Source organism: Lelliottia sp. EB106-05-01-XG201, from assembly GCF_058791735.1.
Map to the genome: position 1 here is coordinate 1,746,338 of NZ_JBYTDV010000001.1, position 18,524 is coordinate 1,764,861.

Here is an 18,524-nt window from a genome sequence, read left to right on the forward strand (position 1 = left end):
AGGATCGTACGGATTACCCCGCCTGCACGCGAATCGGCGCGGTGGCTGCAAACAGCCACGGACGCGCATCGCTCTCGACCAGCGGCGACAACACGTCCCGCACCTGCTGATGATACTCATCCAGCCACTGCTTCTCCTGCTCGCTGAGCAGATGCAGCTCCACCTGACTTAAATCAATCGGGATTAGCGTCAGGGAGGCAAACTTGCAGAAGCCCGGCATGCTCTCCACGATCTCCACCTGATTCTCAATGCGAATACCGTGACTGTCGGCCTGATAGTAGCCCGGCTCGATAGTGATGATATTCCCCGCCGTCAGCGGCCACGGGTTTACCTTCTTCGCAATGCGCTGCGGATTCTCGTGGATCAACAGCTGATTCCCCACGCCATGCCCGGTGCCGTGATCGTAATCCAGCCCCAGCTCCCACAGCGGACGGCGGGCAAAGGCATCCAACTGATGCCCCTGCGTACCCGACGGGAATTGCAGCGAGATCAGGGACAAGAAGCCTTTCAGCACCGCGGTGTAGTGCAGGCGCTGCTGCGCATCCAGCTTGCTGTAGGCGAGGGTACGGGTCGCATCGGTGGTGCCATTGTGATACTGACCGCCGGAATCGTTCAGATAAAAATGCCCGCTGGTGATCGCCTTATTCGATGCTTCACTCGAATGGTAATGGCACATCGCGGCGTTACTGGCGGAGGCGGAGATGGTCTCGAAGCTCTGCTCGATGAATCCGCTTTGCTGCTCGCGGAACTTAAGCTGCTGCGCCTGGGCTTCCAGCTCGGTCAGCGGCTTGCCCGCAGCCTCGCGCTGCGGCACTTCACGGGACAGCCACGCGAGGAAGTTCACCCATGCGGCGCCGTCCTGCTGGTGGCATTCGCGATAGCCTTCCAGCTCAATCGGGTTTTTATGCGCTTTCAGGAGCGTCACCGGATCGGCCTGCCAGATGATCTCTCCCTGCGGCTCAATGGCAAAACGCAGCGCGACCGGCGCGGAATCCGCATCCAGCCACACGCGATTGCCTTCGCCGAGCTGTTTGCAGCGCGGCACAAAATCATCCTGCGGCGAAATCACGATCCCTTCCACGGCAGAGGCCGGCAGTTCGCGAAGTTTGTCGCCGTCGACAAACCACTCGATGTCCCCCTCGCGGCTCAGCAGCGCGAAGGAGAGCGGCACCGGGCTGGTCGGAATGTCGGAGCCGCGCACGTTCATCAGCCAGGCGATGTTATCCGGCATGGTCAGCGCCAGATAATCCGCGCCGTTACTTTGCAACAGTTGCGCCACACGACGGCGTTTATCGGCGCTGCTTTCACCGCTCACGTCTACCGGCATCTCGCGGATCATCCCCGCCGGGGCGGCAGGTCGGTCGGTCCAGAGGGTATCGAATGGCGACGCCTCGAGGGCCACGAATTCACAGGCAGTAGCGGCCAACTGCTGATACTCGTTATGGGTCATCAGCAGCGGGTCAAAGGCGATACGCGTTCCCGCGCTGGCATTGGCGTCAAGCCACTGGCCCAGCGGTTCGTTGTGCAGATGATGGATGGCAAAATCGTCCATGTTGACCTGCACGCGTGCCTGCACCTGATAGCGGCCGTCGACGAACAGCAGGGCGCGATCTTTCAGAACCAGCGCCAGCCCCGCCGAGCCGTCAAAGCCGGTCAGCCACGCCAGTTTTTCGAAATGGGGCGCGCAGTATTCGCTTTGCCACGCATCGGTGCGCGGGACGATCATCCCGTCTAGATGATTTTCCTGTAGCCACTGGCGAAGCGCCGTAAGCGGTGTGGTGGTGTGCATGATTTTTCCTTGTTGTTTTTAGCGGAACGGCGGCTCGTTAAAGGTGCGCAGCTTACGCGAATGCAGCTTGTCGCCTTCCGCACGCAGTAAGTCGATCGCCCGAATGCCAATCTGCAGATGCTCGGAAATCGCTCCCTCGTAGAAGCGGTTAGCCTGGCCCGGGAGTTTAATCTCGCCGTGCAGCGGTTTGTCCGAAACGCACAGCAGCGTGCCGTACGGAACGCGGAAACGGTAGCCCTGGGCGGCAATGGTGGCGCTTTCCATATCGATGGCCACCGCGCGGCTTAGGTTAAAGCGCAGGGCGGACGCCGAGTAGCGCAGCTCCCAGTTGCGGTCGTCGGTGGTGACCACCGTGCCGGTGCGCAGGCGCTGTTTAACCTCTTCGCCCGGCATGCCGCTCACCTGCTTGGTGGCGTCGTACAGCGCGCGCTGGACTTCGGCGATGCTCGGGATCGGGATGTCCGGCGGCAGCACCGCGTCGAGCACGTGGTCGTCGCGCAGATAGGCGTGGGCGAGGACGTAATCACCGATCAGCTGGCTTTCGCGCAGGCCGCCGCAGTGGCCGATCATCAGCCACACGTCCGGGCGCAATACCGCCAGATGGTCGCAGATAGTTTTGGCATTCGACGGGCCGACGCCGATGTTAATCAGCGTAATGCCCTGACCGTCGGCGGTGATCAGGTGCCAGGCTGGCATCTGATGTTTTTTCCACGCCAGATCGGAAATCGCCATCTCAGGCGCTTCGGTCTCGGCGGTGATCCAGATCCCGCCCGCGCAGGAGAGCGCCACGTACGGGCTGTCCGGATCGAGGATCTGGCTGCAGCCCCAGCGCACAAACTCATCCACGTAGCGGGTGTAGTTGGTGAAAAGCACAAAGGGCTGGAAATGTTCGACCGGCGTGCCGGTGTAGTGGCGCAGTCGTGCCAGCGAGAAATCAACGCGGCGCGCATCGAAGTGCGACAGCGGGGAAAACTCCGCCGGATGGTAAATCCCGTCGGCGGTCTCATCGCCAATCTGCGACAGCTCGGTGGTTGGGAAGTGGCGCGTCAGCCCGGCGCTCATCGAACGGTCCAGCGTCAGCGCCGAACCGTCAATCACGTACGGGTACGGGATTTCGTGCATCGAGGGTTCAACGGCGATATGCGCGTCGTAATCCTGATACAGCAGCGTCAGCTGCTCTTCAAGATAAGGGCGGAACAGGGAAGGGCGGGTAACGGTGGTGGAGTAGCATCCTGAATGGGTAAAGCGGGCGTAGGCACGGGTTTTTGGTGTGTTGGTGGTGCCGCCGTCCCAGGTTACCGAGAGCGAGGGATAAACAAAAAGGCCGTCGAGTCGGGCCTTTTCATCAGGAAGCGTTCCGTTTTCAATGTACTCGCTAATGGCGGTGCGCAGGGCGTTGACAGATTGCTCGTACAACGCCTCCAGCTTTTCCAGCGCCTGAGCAGGTGTCAGGCTTAAGCCCTTATTATTCATGTCTGTCTCCTTGATCCACAGATGTGCGACGTCACTCGATAGTATGTCACTCACATGTGAAAAAAAAGTCAGGACATCATCAGTGGGACTCTTTCATCAGCAGCGCCGTGGCGGCGGAGATCAGGCAGCCCGCCAGCAGGTAAATCGCCACGCTCTGCCAGTTGCCGCCGGAGAAGGTGACTAAGGCCGCGGCGATAAACGGCGTAAACCCGCCGCCGACCACGCTCGCCACCTGATAGCCCACGCCCGCGCCGCTGTAGCGATAGCTCGCGCCAAACATCTCCGTGAACATCGGCTGCTGCACGCACACCACCATGTCATGGGCGATGTTGGCGAGCATAATGGCGAAGAACACAATCCAGAACATCGACTGGGCTTCCAGCGCCATAAAGAACGGCCAGGCGCTGAGGCTGCCGATCAGCGCCCCGGTGATGTAGACGCGTCGACGGCCAAACCGGTCCGCCAGCCACGCAAAGCAGGGAATACTGAAACAGCTAATGCCACCCACCAGCAGGCCAATATTCAGAAAAAGCTCACGCGGCAGGCCGAGGTTTTGCGTCGAATAATTCAGGGCGAAGGCGGTGACGATATACATCGTCAGCAGCTCGCACAGGCGCAGAGCGATGATCTTCAGGAACGCGCCGGGGTGCTGGAGCAAAGCTTCCATCACCGGCAGGCGTTTCTTCGCCACCGGCGCTTCGTTCTGCTGCTTTTCAAACTCGGCGGACTCTTCCATGCCGTTGCGGATCCACAGAGCGGCCAGCACCAGCACGATGCTGAACAGGAACGGAATGCGCCAGCCCCAGCTCAGGAACTGCTCGTCGGTGGTCATTTGGCTTATCAGAGAAACCAGCCCGGTGGAGAGCAACAGGCCGACGCCGTAACCGACCTGCACGCCGCTGCTGTAGAAGGCTTTCTTGTGTTTCGGCGCGCTTTCGACGGAGAGCAGCGCCGCGCCGCCCCATTCACCGCCCACGGCAAAGCCCTGAATGGCGCGCAGGGTCACCAGCAGGACCGGTGCCCACCAGCCGATGGTGTCGAACGACGGCAAAATACCGATCAGCGCAGTGGCGATGCCCATCATCCAGACCGTGAGCATCAGCATCCGCTTGCGGCCCAGTTTGTCGCCGAAATGACCGAAGATCACGCCGCCCAGCGGGCGAAACAGGAACCCGACGCCAAAGGTGGCAAACGCGGCGAGGGTGCCCATTGCCGGGCTGACCTGAGGGAAGAATTCGCGGTTAAATACCAGAGCGGCGGTGATGCCGTAGAGCAGAAAGTCATACCAGTCGACGACGGCTCCGGCGAAACTGCCGAGGGCGGCGCGTCGGGCGCGATTAAGCGATGGTGTCTCCTCGTTGGGGCGTTCGGAGATGAGGGTGGAGTCCATTTTTAGTCCTGTCTGTACCGTATTTTTCATTATTAGTATGGGAAAAGGTTACTCACATCGTGCCCGCCGTGGAGACGGGAACCATGAGACTACCCCGACAGGCGGCAGGTGAAAATGATTTTATCCGCCCGGTACGGTAAAATTTCCGAAACGCGACGACGGGGTTTCCAGAAAAGGGATTACAGTATTAGTTATCGCATAACGATTTGCAGAGGGATTAACTATGCACGCGCTTCGGATTGCCTTACTCATTATGTTGATGTGGTTTGTGGCCCCTTTATATGCTGAGCCGGGTGTTTACGGGGAACAGCGCATCACCGGCTGGTGGAACAACTTCACCAACGATGTCTCCCAGACGTGGAATGAGCCGCAAAACTACGATCTCTATCTGCCCTTCCTGAGCTGGCATGCGCGCTTTATGTATGACAAAGAGAAAACCGATAACTACAACGAAATGCCGTGGGGCGGCGGGTTTGGGGTTTCTCGTTATAACGAAGAGGGAAACTGGAGTTCTCTCTACGCGATGATGTTTAAAGACTCCCACAACGAATGGCAGCCGATTGTCGGCTACGGCTGGGAGAAGGGCTGGTATCTGGATAATGCGCAGGATTTCCGCCTCGGGCTTGGCGTCACGGCGGGGATCACAGCGCGGCAGGATTTTGCGAACTATGTGCCGCTGCCGATCATTTTGCCGCTGTTCTCCGCCGGGTATAAACGGCTGAACGTACAGTTCACCTATATTCCGGGGACCTATAACAACGGCAACGTGCTGTTTGCGTGGCTGCGGTATGGGTTTTAAAGTCGGAGTCTGAAGCCGGGTGGCGGCTGCGCCTTACCCGGCCTACAAGGTAAATGCAAAACGGCAACATCGTTGCCGTTTTTAATGTTTTCTCCCTCTCCCTGTGGGAGAGGGTTGGGGTGAGGGCATCAGACAGCACAAGCCCGAAGCGCGCACGGTCTCAAAGCGTGATGATCTTCTTAACCGTCGAATGCGACAGCGCCAGCATCGAAATCAGCACCGACGCCACAAACGTCAGCCCAATCAGCAGCAGTTTGGTGGTGAGCGAGGTCACGGGGATCAGCGACGTAAGCAGGTGAAACACCGAATAGTGAAGAATATACACCCCGGTCATCGTTTTACTGACCGCGGCTAAAATCGCCTCTTTGAATTCGATATTCCTGCGAAACCGCACGCCGTTGGCGGCAATCACCAGCGCCACGATCAGGATGTAAATCTGCGAGCCGGTCAGAATAAATGCGTTGCGATCCGCCTTGAACAGGGCGAAAAAGAAGTGCCGCTCATAAAACCAGGTGAACAGATAAATCACCGGAATGGCCGCGATGGCCGCTTTCACCACTTTGTCTTTGCTTATCCAGGCGGAAACAAGCGGGTCGAAAAAAATCTGACCGGTGAGATAAAACAGCAGCCAGGTCCAGAGCCGATACTGCGGCGCCAGCGACAGCAGATGCTTTTCGGGATAGAGCGCCGACAGCAAATCGTAGCCATAGGCAAACACCAGCAGGGTGAAAATCACGCCAAAAAACAGGCGTCGCCGCTGGCTTAGCCACTCAATCAGCGGGTGGAAGGTGTAAATCACGATAAAGGTGAAGACAAACCACGGCTGGATTAAATACCCGCGCTGATACGGCTCCCACAGGTAATAGACCGTCATCCAGAACAGAAACACCACCACCACCGCTTTGATCTTTCCGAGCTGCCAGCGCGAGCCGTGCCGCGACTGAGCGTCCAGATAGCCCGCCACCACAAAAAACAGCGGCGTGGCGATAGTGGAGATAAAGGTCAGGAAACCGAGGATCCAGTGATAATCGTAATCGTAGCGATCCCAGGTGTGGTACAGAGTGAAAAAGGTCACCGCCGTCATGCATCCCAGCGTTTTAATAATGTTCAGCCCGGTTGGGTTCATTGGGGTTCTGCCCTCTCCGTGGGGTGGAAACAGGCATAAATAACCGGAAGTACCAGCAGCGTCAAGATAGTGGCAAAGCCCAGGCCGAACATAATCACCACCGCCATACTCTGGAAGAAGACATCGCGCAGCAGCGGGGCCAGCCCGAGCACTGTGGTAAAGGCCGTCAGCAGAATAGGGCGCAAGCGCGAGGTGGCAGCATCGACTATCGCCTGGTGCTGGGCTTTGTGCTCTTTCTGCTGCTCAATCTCTTCCACCAGCACGATGCCGTTACGGATGAGCATCCCGCTCAGACTCAGCAGCCCAATCAGCGCCATAAAACCAAACGGAATGCCGGTGAGTAAAAAGCCCGGCGTCACGCCGATCAGCGCCAGCGGCACCGTCAGCCAGATCGCCACCGCGTTTTTCACCGAGCTGAACATCAGGATGGTGATGATGAACATCACCAGGAAACCGATCGGCAGGGTGGTGAAAATGCCCTGCTGCGCCTCGCTGGAGTTTTCCGCGTCGCCGCCCCACTCAATGCTGTAGCCGTGCGGCAGCGGCAGGGCATCAATTTCCGGTTTCACGCGGGCCAGAATATCGCCGGACGTTTCGTTGCTGAGCGGGTCGGGGTCGGTCTGCACCGTCAGCACCCGGCTGCGGTCCCGGCGCAGGATCAGCGGATCTTCCCACTCCAGCGCAAAGCCGCTTACTACGTTGCTCAGGGGAATGTACTGCTGGCGGTTTTGGCTCCACACCAGCACGTTGTTGAGATGATTGGCATCCTGGCGCTCGCTCTCCGGCGGGCGCACCACCACGGGCAGCAGGTCCGATCCTTCCCGGTACAACCCGACGCGGCTGCCGGAGAAATTCATCTCCAGTGCGCTGTCGATATCCTGTTTATCCACCCCCAGCTCGCGCCCGGAGGCGGCGACGTACTGCGGGCGGATCACTTTGCTGCGGTTTTGCCAGTCGTTACGGACGCTGTCTGTCGCTGGATCGCGGGCCAGAATGTCATCCACCTGGCTGGCAATCAGCCGCAGCCGATCCGGGTCCGGCCCTTTGATGCGCACTTCAATGGCGCTGTCGCCGGACGGGCCGAACATCACCCGTTTGGTGCTGGCGTTAATCTCCGGATAGTGGCGGGCAATATCCTCGTCGACGTGGCGGGTCAGGGCGGCGATGTTACGCTGATCGTCCATGCGCACCATGATTTGCGCGTAGTTGCTGTACTGCCGCTGGCCGCTGTAGGTCAGGATAAAACGCATGCTCCCCTGGCCAATGGTCGAGACGGTGGTGACTACGCCCGGCTGGCCGTTGATCGATTTTTCAATCTCGCTGGTGATCCTTTCGGTCTGGGTGATATCCGTCCCGTAGGGCAGCCACAGGTCGACAAAGAAAATCGGCGTATTCGACGACGGGAAGAAGTTTTGCCGGACGGCGCCGAAGCCCCAGATAGCGCCAGCCAGCAGAACCGCCATCAGCGTCAGGGTGATCGTTTTGCGCACCAGCAGCGCGTTGAGCATGTTCTGGTACAGACGGTAAAAGCGCCGGTTATAGGGATCGACATCCGCCGGTGCGTCGGCGGTTTGCTGGCCCTTAAACAGCCACCATTTGATCATCACCGGGGTGAGGGTCAGCGCCGAGAACCAGCTCAGCAGCAGGGAGATCAGCAGCACCTGGAACAGGGATTTACAGTATTCGCCCGTCGAATCCTGCGACAGCCCAATCGGCGCAAAGGCGAGGATCGCGATGACCGTCGCGCCCAGCAGGGGCAGGGCAGAGCGGCGAATGACGTAGTTAATCGCCGTCATCAGCGTGGAGCCGCGCTGCCGGGCGATCAGGACGCCTTCCACGATCACAATCGCATTATCCACCAGCATACTCAGGGCGATAATCAACGCCCCGAGCGAGATGCGCTGTAGCTCAATGCCCCACAGGTACATGATCAGCAACGTGCCCAGCACGTTCAGGGCCAGCGACAGGGCGATGATGATCCCGCTGCGCAAGCCCATAAAAATCAGCAGCACGCCGATGACGATCGCCAGCGCCATCAGGAAGTTAATGATAAATCCGTTCACCGAGTGGCCCACTTCGGCGGCCTGGTCGTAGAACAGATCGATGTTAATGCCCGCCGGTTTTTCCGCCGACATCTGCTGCAGTTTGGCCTCCAGCGCGCGACCCACATCGATAACGTTCACGCCCGGAATAAACGAAACGCCCATGGTCACGGCCTGACGCCCGTTGGCATGGTAAATACTCGACGGGGAAACCGTCAGCCCGCGCGAAATGGTGGCGATATCCCGCAAACGCGTCGCCGCACCCACGCCGGGCGGGGTGATAATCAAGTCTCCGAGTTCATCAAGATTTTCAAACTCGCCCGTCGGGTGCAGACGAATGGATTCGCTCCCGGAGGCAATCTCCCCGGCGTTGGCCACGCTGTTCACCCGCCCCAGCAGCGTCGAAATCTGCCCGAGGGTGACCCCGCGCGCCGCCATTTTCGCGAGGTTGATATCCACATTAATCTGTTGCGGCACCGCGCCGCCAATCGCCACTTTCCCGACGCCGGGGATCAGCACCAGCTCGCGGCGCAGCTGGTCGGCATATTGAGACAGCTCCGGATTGGTAAAATTATCGCCCGAGATGGCAAAGAAAAAACCAAACACATCGCCGAAGTCGTCATTGACGAACGGCGTCACCACCCCCGGCGGAAACTGGCGCGACGCATCGCCCACGCGCCGGCGCAGCTCGTCCCAGATTTGCGGCAGCTCATTGGAGTGGTAGCGCGAGGCGATATTCACGGTGATCTGCGACAGCCCGTTCGAGGAGATCGAGCTGACGTTATCGAGATAGGGCAACTGCTGCAGGGCATTTTCCAGCGACAGCGTGACCTCCTCTTCCACCTGCTGGGCCGACGCGCCGGGGTAGTGGGTGACCACCACCGCCGTTTTAATGGTAAACGCCGGATCTTCCAGCCGACCAATATTGAGCAGGGCAAAAATCCCACCGACGCCGAGGAGCAGCACCGTCAGCCAGACGCGAATCGGGTTGTCGATAAACTGGCGAGAGATATCCATTACAGACCTCGCTCGCGCGTCCAGACTCGCACCGGCTGCTGGGCGTGTAATTCGCCAACGCCCGCCGCGACGACGCGCTCTCCGGCTTTCAGACCTTCCGTGATGATCACCCCCTGAGCGGTGACCTGCCCGACCGTCACCTGGCGATCTTCCAACTGCAGATTATCCCCTTCGCCTTTTACCACCCATACGTGCGGCTTATTGCGCGGGCTGTTATCCGGATTGAATACCGCTTCCACCGGCACCACCAGCGCATTGCGTCCCGCGCCCGCCGGGAGATTCGCCAGATTGACCGTTACCGTGCCGCTTACGCCGCCCACCGCCGGAAAATCATCCGGACGCGGCATGGTTAAAATCACCTGCCAGGTGAGGGTATTGCTGTCGCTGCTGCCGGTGTGTTCTTTGTATACCGCGCTAAATTCGCGGTCCGGAATCGAATTGATCTTCACCACCGGGCGATAGTCGGCGTTACGGATATCCAGAGTTTTGAACAGGTTTTCCGGAATGCTGAACACCACGTCGAGCAGATCGGTGCGGGTCAGGGTCACAATCGGCTGCCCGGCAGAAACGACCTGATGATTGCGCACCTGCACGCTGGCCGCCGTGCCCGCGAAAGGGGCGGTGAGCGTCATCTGGCTCAACTCCTCCTGGGCGATTTTCAGCGCCGCATTGGCGGAATCGCGGGTGGCGCGCTGCACGTCCATCTCGGCTTTGGAGATGGCCTGGCGTCCGGCCAGCGTCTGGAAGCGATCGAACTGACGCTGGGCGAGAGTGGCGGAGGTTTGTCTGTCTCTCAGGCGCTGCTGAGCTTCCCGCGCGTTGAGGCTCGCCAGCTGTTGGCCTTGTTTTACGGGGGTGCCCTGGCGAATATCGAGCGTTTCAATCTGGCCGCCGCGTTTAAAGGAGAGGTCGGTGGCGTCGCCGGACTCTATTCTGGCGGGAAAGACGCGCTGCTGCGCCTGGCCTGCATCCGTCACCGTGGCGACTTTCACCATTCTCGGCTGGGGTGTGGCCTCTGGCGCTTTTTGATCGCAGGCAGCAATGAAAAGAATAAGAACTGGTATCAGCGCAACGTAACGATTCACACTATTCCCCTAATAAATAAAAACGCTATTTATTACGAACACTTACCTTGCACGGTTTTATTCCGCGAGAGCCGAAACCACCAGATAAGTCAATAATCCCACGGCGGCGCTGGACACTATGGCCAGGGCAATAAACAACGCGAGGCGAATCAGGCTATATCCAAACATCTTTCCTCCCTTTCCAATACCTGCAAGCGAGTCAGGCATGCTCATCCAGCGTGGGTAGTGGATTGTTAAGCAAGCCAGAATGTCTTTTTATGAGCATAGCCTGTGAAGCGGGAAAAGGTTAAGCCGCGCCTAAAATTGGCAGGCACGCGGAATTCATGCCTTTGAATGAGAGATGAGAAAGTACTTAGGTGTTAATCCATGATTATTCAGATAATGAGTGCGCGGCAGTAAAATAACGAGAGTCCTGTGCTACGTTTAATAACATCCCTTTCATTTCTTCGTACCCGGTGGTGGTGCTTATTCCTCTGTGTTCCACGACCTGTAGTGTTATTCATTACTTTTCTTATTGGTAATAAAAGGATGCTCACTATGTACAGAAATATTCTGGTTCCGGTCGATGTCTATGAAATCGGCCTGGCCGATAAGGCGCTGGCCCATGCCCAGTTCCTCGCGCAATCCTCCTCGGCGGATATCCATTTACTGCACGTCATCCCCAAATTCTCGCCGGAACTGACCCGCGGGTTTATCTCCGACGCGCGGAAAATGGATGACTATATGGTTAATAACGCAAAAGAAAAACTCACCGCCCTGGCGCAAAAAACCGCTTTTCCGCAGGATCGCATTCATTTTCACGTTCGCAGCGGCAACGTCCGCGATGAAGTGACAAAACTCGGCGACGAGCTGACGGCGGACGTGATCATTATCGGCTCGCGCAACCCCAATATTCAGACCCATTTACTCGGCTCGGATGCGGCCAATATTGTTCGCTATGCGCACGTGCCGGTATTTGTTGTGCGTTAAGGGCAAAGGGCGATTTTCGTTGCAGGACGTGAGGACGAAATAATGAATACAGAAAAACCGGGCCAGCCGTTTTACCGGCTCTCCGTAGAAGAAACCCTGGCACAAACCAACAGCTCCGCCGACGGCATTTCCGGCGCGGACGCCACGGCGCGTCTCGCGCAGTACGGGGAGAATGCCCTGCCGCAAAAACCGGGCAAGCCCGCGTGGCTGCGGTTTTTAGCGCACTTCAATGATGTGCTGATCTATGTCCTGTTGGCCGCGGCGCTGCTCACGGCGGTGATGGGTCATTGGGTCGATACCCTGGTGATCCTCGGCGTGGCGGTAATCAATGCCCTGATCGGTCACATCCAGGAAAGCAACGCTGAGAAATCCCTGCAGAGTATCCGCAATATGCTCTCAAGCGAGGCTGTCGTGGTGCGTCAGGGGAATCACGAAACCATCCCGACCACCGCGCTGGTGCCGGGCGATATCGTGGTGATCCGCGCGGGTGACCGTATTCCCGCCGACCTGCGACTGCTCGAAGCCCATAACCTGCGGGTGGAAGAGGCGATCCTGACGGGGGAATCGACCGTCGTGGAAAAAGGCACCGAGCGGCTGGAAGGGGAGTTACCGCTGGGGGACCGCACCAACCTGCTGTTCTCCGGCACCACGGTCAGCTCGGGCGGCGGGAAAGGGATCGTCGTGGCGACGGGGGGCGATACGGAGCTCGGCCATATCAACCAGATGATGGCCGATATCGAAAAACACCGCACCCCGCTGCTGGTGCAGATGGATAAGCTCGGCAAAGCCATCTTCATTATTATCCTGGTGATGATGGCGGCGCTGTTTGTCTTCAGCCTGCTGTTCCGCGATATGCCGGTGTCGGAACTGATGCTGTCGCTCATTAGCCTGGCGGTGGCCTCGGTCCCGGAAGGTCTGCCGGCGATTATCTCGATTATCCTTTCCCTCGGCGTGCAGACGATGGCGCGGCAGAAGGCGATTATCCGCAAACTGCCGACGGTCGAAACTCTGGGTGCGATGACGGTGATCTGCTCGGATAAAACCGGCACCCTGACCATGAACGAGATGACCGTCAAAGCGGTGATCACGGCGGATAAAATCTACCGCGTCGAGGGCGACAGCTACGAGCCGGTCGGGAATATTCATCCCATCGATGACCCTACGCCGGTGACGGTGGCCCACGGCTCGCTGCTGGAGCGCTACCTGCGCACCATCGATCTCTGTAACGACAGTCAGCTGATGAAAGACGATCAGGGGCTGTGGAAAATCACCGGCGGGCCGACGGAAGGGGCGCTGAAAGTCTTAGCCGCCAAAGTGCCACTCCCGCCTGTGCAGACGGAGCTGCGCAGCAAGATCCCGTTTGATTCCCTCTACAAATACATGTCGACCCTGCATCGCATCGGCGATGAGGAGATGATTTTGATTACCGGCGCGCCGGACGTGCTGTTCCGGCTCTGCCAGCACCAGCAGACGGAAAACGGCCTCGAGCCGCTCAACCAGCCCTACTGGGAAGCGCAGATTGAAGAGTATGCGCGCGAAGGGTTGCGCATGGTAGCGGCGGCCTGGAAACCGGCCGGTGTGGATCAAACCACGCTCGATCACCCGGATCTGCAGCAGGGCGTGATCCTGCTCGGGATTGCCGGGATGATGGACCCGCCGCGACCGGAAGCCATTACCGCCATCGGCGACTGCCTGCAGGCGGGCATCCGCGTGAAAATGATCACCGGCGACCACCCGCAAACGGCGATGAGTATCGGCAAAATGCTGGGCATCGGTAACGCCGGGAACGCGATCACCGGGCGCGAGCTGGAGGTGATGGATGACCAGCAGCTGAGCGACGCGGCACAGAAATTTGATATCTTTGCCCGCACCAGCCCGGAGGATAAATTCCGCCTGGTGCAGGCCCTGCAAGCGAAGAAGGAGGTGGTCGGGATGACCGGGGATGGCGTCAACGATGCGCCTGCCCTGAAACAGGCCGACGTCGGTATCGCCATGGGCATCAAGGGCACGGAGGTGACGAAAGAGGCGGCGGATATGGTGCTCACGGATGACAATTTCGCCACTATCGCCAGCGCGGTTCGCGAGGGCCGTCGGGTCTACGACAACCTGAAAAAAACCATTCTGTTCATCATGCCAACCAACCTGGCGCAGGGTTTGTTAATCATCATCGCCCTTCTGGCGGGGAACTTAATCCCGCTGACGCCGGTGCTGATCCTGTGGATGAACATGGCGACATCCGCCACCCTGTCGTTCGGCCTGGCGTTTGAGGCGGGCGAGAAGAACATCATGAAACGCCCGCCGCGCAACCCGAATCTGCACGTCATGGACGGGTTTGCCATCTGGCGTGTGATTTTTGTGGGGTCGATGATCGCCGTTAGCGCCTTTGTGCTGGAAGCCTGGCTGCAGCCGCGCGGCTATTCGCCGGAGTTCATCCGCACCGTGCTGCTGCAGACGCTGGTGACGGCCCAGTGGTTCTACATGCTGAACTGCCGCGTCTCGGACGGGTTCTCATTAAGTAAAGGCCTGCTGGCGAACCGGGGTATCTGGATCGTGACCGGCGTTCTGCTGGTGCTGCAGCTGTTAATCATCTACGCGCCGTTTATGCAGATGCTGTTCGGCACAGAATCGCTGCCGTTCCGCTACTGGGTGATCACCTTTATTATCGGTTTTGTGATGTTCTTAATTGTCGAAATCGAAAAACCGCTGACGCGCAGGTGGCGGGTGGAAGCGAAGGGTTAGAACGGTAGGCCGGGTAAGGCAAAGCCGCCACCCGGCAATTTACCCGGCGCAGAAAAGCAAAAAGCCTGCTTTAAAAGCAGGCTTTTCAAATTTGGCTCCTCTGACTGGACTCGAACCAGTGACATACGGATTAACAGTCCGCCGTTCTACCGACTGAACTACAGAGGAATCGTGTGAACGGGGCGCATATTATCGACCCCGATAACGCTTGTCAAAGGGGAGATCGACCTCCTGTGATCGTTTGCTGACAATTTCAGCAAAGTGCTCTCTTTCCCGACAAAATGCACACTTCTGGTGCAGCCATACCCCTAATGGGGCAGATCGCAAACCACTGTTTCAGTCATCAAACCGCCTCCAGTGATTAGATTTCCTTATTTTCAGCCGCTTAGCGCACTCATCGGTCCTCCTGCAAAAACTGGCACCCATATTGCAAAAACCTTCTCAACAATGAGCGCCAGTACCGGCACTGTATTTTAACAGGGGGCAAAATGAACTTAAGACGACTGAAATACTTCGTAAAAATCGTCGATATCGGTAGCCTGACCCAGGCCGCGGAAGTGTTGCATATCGCGCAGCCTGCGCTGAGCCAGCAGGTGGCCACTCTGGAAGGTGAACTGGACCAGCAGCTGTTGATCCGCACCAAGCGCGGCGTCACGCCAACCGAAGCCGGTAAGATCCTCTATACCCATGCGCGCACGATTCTGCGCCAGTGTGAACAAGCGCAGCTGGCCGTGTGCAACGTCGGCCACACCCTGAGCGGGCAGGTATCGATTGGCCTGGCGCCGGGTACTGCCGCCTCGTCCATTACCATGCCGCTGCTGCAGGCCGTCCGCGCTGAGCTGCCGGAAGTGCTGGTCTATCTGCATGAAAACAGTGGGTCGGTGCTGAACGATAAACTGCTTAACGGCCAGCTGGATATGGCCGTGCTCTACGATCGCTCGCCGATTGCAGGGATCACCAGCCAGCCGCTGCTGAAAGAAGATCTCTATCTGGTAGGGACGCGCGACTGTCCGGGTCAGAGCATCGATTTAACGGCGGTTGCCGAGATGAATCTGTTCCTGCCGCGCGACTACAGCGCCGTGCGTCTGCGCGTCGACGAAGCTTTCTCTCTGCGCCGTCTGACGGCCAAAATCATCGGCGAGATCGACTCTATCTCCACCCTGACCGCCGCGATTGCCAGCGGAATGGGCGTCACGGTGCTGCCGGAATCTGCCGCACGCTCCCTGTGCAGCGCCGCAAACGGGTGGATGGCGCGGATCACCACGCCGTCCATGAGCCTGCCGCTGTCTCTGAATATGTCCGCGCGTGGCTCCCTTTCACCGCAGGCTCAGGCGGTGAAAGAGATCCTGATGTCGCTGGTCAGCCGTCCATCGCTTGAGAATCGTGAACTGCAGCTCGTGAGCTGATATTCCATAAAGGAATAAGATGCTGGTTTTTATTATTTGTTCTGCAGGTCTGCTGACTCTAACAATAGGGCTATGTCAGATGCGCCGGAGTGAATCGTGAATTTCCAGCAACTTAAAATTATCCGTGAGGCGGCCAGGCGGGACTACAACCTGACCGAAGTCGCCAACATGCTTTACACCTCTCAGTCAGGCGTCAGCCGCCATATCCGCGAGCTGGAAGAAGAGCTGGGCATCGAGATTTTCATCCGTCGCGGGAAACGTCTGCTGGGGATGACCGAGCCCGGCAAGGCGCTGCTGACCATCGCGGAGCGGATCCTCAACGAAGCCAGCAACGTCCGTCGTCTGGCGGATCTTTTCACCAACGACGCGTCCGGGGTGCTGACCATCGCCACCACCCACACCCAGGCGCGCTACAGTTTACCGCCGGTGATCAAGGCGTTTCGCGAGCTGTTCCCGGACGTTCGCCTGGAGCTGATTCAGGGCACCCCGCAGGAGATCGAAGTCCTGCTGCAAAACGGCGGGGCGGATATCGGTATCGCCAGCGAACGTCTGAGCAACGACCCGCTGCTGGTGGCGTTCCCCTGGTTCCGCTGGCACCACAGCCTGCTGTTGCCCGTTGACCATCCTCTCCATCAAGTTTCGCCTCTCACCCTCGAAGATATCGCCAGATGGCCGCTGATCACCTATCGGCAGGGCATCACCGGGCGTTCACGCATCGACGAAGCCTTTAACCGCAAAGGGTTAACGCCGGATATCGTGCTCAGCGCGCAGGATTCGGATGTGATCAAAACTTACGTTGAGCTGGGGCTGGGCATCGGGCTGGTGGCCGAACAGTCGGGCGGCGAACGTGAGCTGGGCGATTTGGTGCGGCTGGACACGCGTCATCTGTTTGATGCCAACACCGTCTGGCTGGGGCTCAAGCGCGGTCAGCTGCAGCGCAACTACGTCTGGCGCTTTATCGAACTCTGTAACGCAGGGCTGTCGGTGGATGAAATCAAGCGTCAGGTCATGGAGACGGAAGAGGTGGCGATCGATTATCAGATTTGATCGCTAAACGGATGAAAGCCAGAAGCCTGCCCGCGTGCAGGCTTTTTTGTTTTGGGGCGCGCTTAGCCAGCATGAGCAATTGCAGGTATAATCCCTGCAAATATTGATCAGGTTCAGATACGAAGATGACAAAACTTACCTTACAAGAGCAGATGCTCAAAGCCGGACTCGTCTCCAGCAAAAAAGTGGCCAAGGTTCAGAGAACCGCCAAAAAATCCCGCGTTCAGGCCCGTGAGGCCAGAGAAGCCGTGGAAGAAAATAAAAAAGCGCAGATTGAGCGTGACAAACAGCTGAGCGAGCAGCAGAAAAAGGCGACGCTGGCGAAAGAGTTTAAAGCGCAGGTGAAGCAGCTGATTGAGATGAACCGCATCGATGTTTCCAGAGGCAACATCGACTTCAACTTCACCGACAATAATCTGATCAAAAAAATCGCCGTCGATAAGCAGACGCAGGCGCAGCTGATCAACGGTCGTCTGGCAATTGCCCGCCTGCTGGTGGACAGCAGCGGCAAGAGCGAATATGCGATTATCCCTGCCAGCGTGGCCGATAAAATCGCCCAGCGCGATGCGGACAGCATCGTCCTGAACAGTGCGTTGAGTCAGGAAGAGCAGGACGAAGACGATCCGTATGCAGATTTCAAAATCCCTGACGATCTGATGTGGTAAGGATTTTTGCCGTCAGAACGGTGGGGTATGGCGGGCGCAGACCCGCTCTCCGCTGACGGGATGCACGAAATCCAGCTCGCTGGCGTGCAGCATCAGCCGCGGCGTCTGTTCTGTACCCGGGAGCAGAAGGCCGCCATACAGATCGCAGCCCAGAATAGGGTGGCCCAACTGCTGGCAGTGAATGCGCAGCTGGTGGGTCCGCCCGGTCTCCGGGGTTAACTCTACCCGCGTCAACGGCAGTAACTCACGGTAAAAACGCTCCACCACCCGGTAGCGAGAGCGGGCGGGTTTGCCGTTAACAGAACATATCGACATTAGCGGGAACAAGGCCGGATCTTTGGCAATCGCCGCGTCTATCACCCCCTCATCATTTTCCAGATGCCCGCAGAGCAGGGCGCTGTACACCTTCGTCACCGTGCGCTCGCTGAACTGCTGGCAGAGTGCGGCGTTGATCGCTTTGTTGCGGGCAACCACCATCAGCCCAGACGTGCCGAAATCCAGGCGGTGAACCAGCGTGCAGCCGGGGAAGATCTTTACCAGCCGGTGGTGCACCGAATCAAGATTCTGCGGGTTTTTCCCTGAGAGGCTCAGCAGCCCGGCGGGCTTGTTGATCAGCACCAGATGTTCGTCCTGAGAGACAATTTCAATCTGGTCATGGCACGGCGGGGCAACAAAGGTATCGATAATGGGTGACATCAGGCTGACCGGGCAGAGAAGGGGAACGGATGATAACGAATTTTCATTACACTGGCGAACATAACAAAAAGCCCGCTCAGGTTTCCCTGAGCGGGCTTCTCTAAATATGGCTCCTCTGACTGGACTCGAACCAGTGACATACGGATTAACAGTCCGCCGTTCTACCGACTGAACTACAGAGGAATCGTGTGAACGAGGCGCATGTTAATGGCCTCGCTATTTTGTGTCAACACTAAATTCAACACGCTGATTCAAATGATTAATTAAGACTCAACCTGCTG

13 protein-coding genes and 2 tRNA genes are annotated in these 18,524 nt (G+C 58.1%); 6 read left to right on the forward strand and 9 right to left on the reverse strand.

Annotation, left to right across the window (positions count from 1 at the left end; genetic code table 11):
* Nucleotides 1-13: 13 nt before the first annotated feature.
* From AC3WS9_RS08110 to shiA, 3 genes are all read right to left on the reverse strand, one after another.
* Complete coding sequence (locus AC3WS9_RS08110; protein WP_492487699.1) at nt 14-1,789, reverse strand: aminopeptidase P family protein; 1,776 nt, start codon at nt 1,787-1,789, stop codon at nt 14-16.
* An 18-nt stretch (nt 1,790-1,807) separates the two neighbouring features.
* Nucleotides 1,808-3,262 (reverse strand): AMP nucleosidase, encoded by a 1,455-nt coding sequence (locus tag AC3WS9_RS08115; RefSeq protein ID WP_282494019.1) that lies wholly within the window; start codon nt 3,260-3,262, stop codon nt 1,808-1,810.
* A gap of 79 nt (nt 3,263-3,341) precedes the next feature.
* Complete coding sequence (gene shiA / locus AC3WS9_RS08120; RefSeq protein WP_492487701.1) at nt 3,342-4,652, reverse strand: shikimate transporter; 1,311 nt, start codon at nt 4,650-4,652, stop codon at nt 3,342-3,344.
* Between the two features lie 223 nt (nt 4,653-4,875).
* On the opposite strand from shiA, the gene pagP reads away from it, so the two are divergent.
* Complete coding sequence (gene pagP, locus AC3WS9_RS08125; RefSeq protein ID WP_282494021.1) at nt 4,876-5,451, forward strand: lipid IV(A) palmitoyltransferase PagP; 576 nt, start codon at nt 4,876-4,878, stop codon at nt 5,449-5,451.
* A gap of 160 nt (nt 5,452-5,611) precedes the next feature.
* On the opposite strand, the gene AC3WS9_RS08130 is transcribed toward pagP, so the two are convergent.
* Genes AC3WS9_RS08130 through AC3WS9_RS08140 form a run of 3 tightly spaced genes read right to left on the reverse strand, consistent with a single transcriptional unit; the run spans nt 5,612 to nt 10,721 of the window.
* A complete protein-coding gene (locus AC3WS9_RS08130; RefSeq protein ID WP_282494033.1) occupies nt 5,612-6,535 on the reverse strand; it encodes an acyltransferase in 924 nt (307 codons plus the stop codon).
* Nucleotides 6,536-6,573: 38 nt separating this feature from the next.
* Nucleotides 6,574-9,636 carry an efflux RND transporter permease subunit gene (locus AC3WS9_RS08135; protein ID WP_492487702.1) on the reverse strand — a complete coding sequence of 1,021 codons (3,063 nt, stop codon included), beginning with the start codon at nt 9,634-9,636 and terminating at the stop codon, nt 6,574-6,576.
* Nucleotides 9,636-10,721 carry an efflux RND transporter periplasmic adaptor subunit gene (locus AC3WS9_RS08140; protein WP_492487704.1) on the reverse strand — a complete coding sequence of 362 codons (1,086 nt, stop codon included), beginning with the start codon at nt 10,719-10,721 and terminating at the stop codon, nt 9,636-9,638. The genes AC3WS9_RS08135 and AC3WS9_RS08140 overlap by 1 nt, the downstream gene beginning before the upstream one ends.
* A gap of 537 nt (nt 10,722-11,258) precedes the next feature.
* Here AC3WS9_RS08140 and AC3WS9_RS08145 point away from each other — a divergent pair.
* Nucleotides 11,259-11,690 carry a universal stress protein gene (locus AC3WS9_RS08145; protein ID WP_285144151.1) on the forward strand — a complete coding sequence of 144 codons (432 nt, stop codon included), beginning with the start codon at nt 11,259-11,261 and terminating at the stop codon, nt 11,688-11,690.
* 42 nt (nt 11,691-11,732) lie between these two features.
* Nucleotides 11,733-14,429 carry a cation-transporting P-type ATPase gene (locus tag AC3WS9_RS08150; RefSeq protein WP_282494025.1) on the forward strand — a complete coding sequence of 899 codons (2,697 nt, stop codon included), beginning with the start codon at nt 11,733-11,735 and terminating at the stop codon, nt 14,427-14,429.
* Between the two features lie 92 nt (nt 14,430-14,521).
* Here the strand turns inward: AC3WS9_RS08150 and AC3WS9_RS08155 are convergent.
* Nucleotides 14,522-14,597, reverse strand: a tRNA-Asn gene (locus tag AC3WS9_RS08155).
* A 320-nt stretch (nt 14,598-14,917) separates the two neighbouring features.
* Here AC3WS9_RS08155 and nac point away from each other — a divergent pair.
* From nac to AC3WS9_RS08170, 3 genes are all read left to right on the forward strand, one after another.
* Nucleotides 14,918-15,835 (forward strand): nitrogen assimilation transcriptional regulator NAC, encoded by a 918-nt coding sequence (nac, locus tag AC3WS9_RS08160; protein WP_095282537.1) that lies wholly within the window; start codon nt 14,918-14,920, stop codon nt 15,833-15,835.
* Between the two features lie 96 nt (nt 15,836-15,931).
* Complete coding sequence (gene cbl / locus AC3WS9_RS08165) at nt 15,932-16,882, forward strand: HTH-type transcriptional regulator Cbl (protein WP_282494026.1); 951 nt, start codon at nt 15,932-15,934, stop codon at nt 16,880-16,882.
* Between the two features lie 125 nt (nt 16,883-17,007).
* Nucleotides 17,008-17,547, forward strand: a complete 540-nt coding sequence (locus tag AC3WS9_RS08170) for a DUF2058 domain-containing protein (protein WP_492487707.1) — start codon at nt 17,008-17,010, stop codon at nt 17,545-17,547.
* Nucleotides 17,548-17,559: 12 nt separating this feature from the next.
* On the opposite strand, the gene AC3WS9_RS08175 is transcribed toward AC3WS9_RS08170, so the two are convergent.
* Together AC3WS9_RS08175 and AC3WS9_RS08180 are read right to left on the reverse strand one after the other, a co-directional pair.
* Nucleotides 17,560-18,243: an RluA family pseudouridine synthase gene (locus AC3WS9_RS08175; protein ID WP_492487709.1), complete on the reverse strand. Its 684-nt coding sequence runs from the start codon at nt 18,241-18,243 to the stop codon at nt 17,560-17,562.
* Between the two features lie 107 nt (nt 18,244-18,350).
* Nucleotides 18,351-18,426: transfer RNA gene (locus tag AC3WS9_RS08180), tRNA-Asn, on the reverse strand.
* Nucleotides 18,427-18,524: the final 98 nt, after the last annotated feature.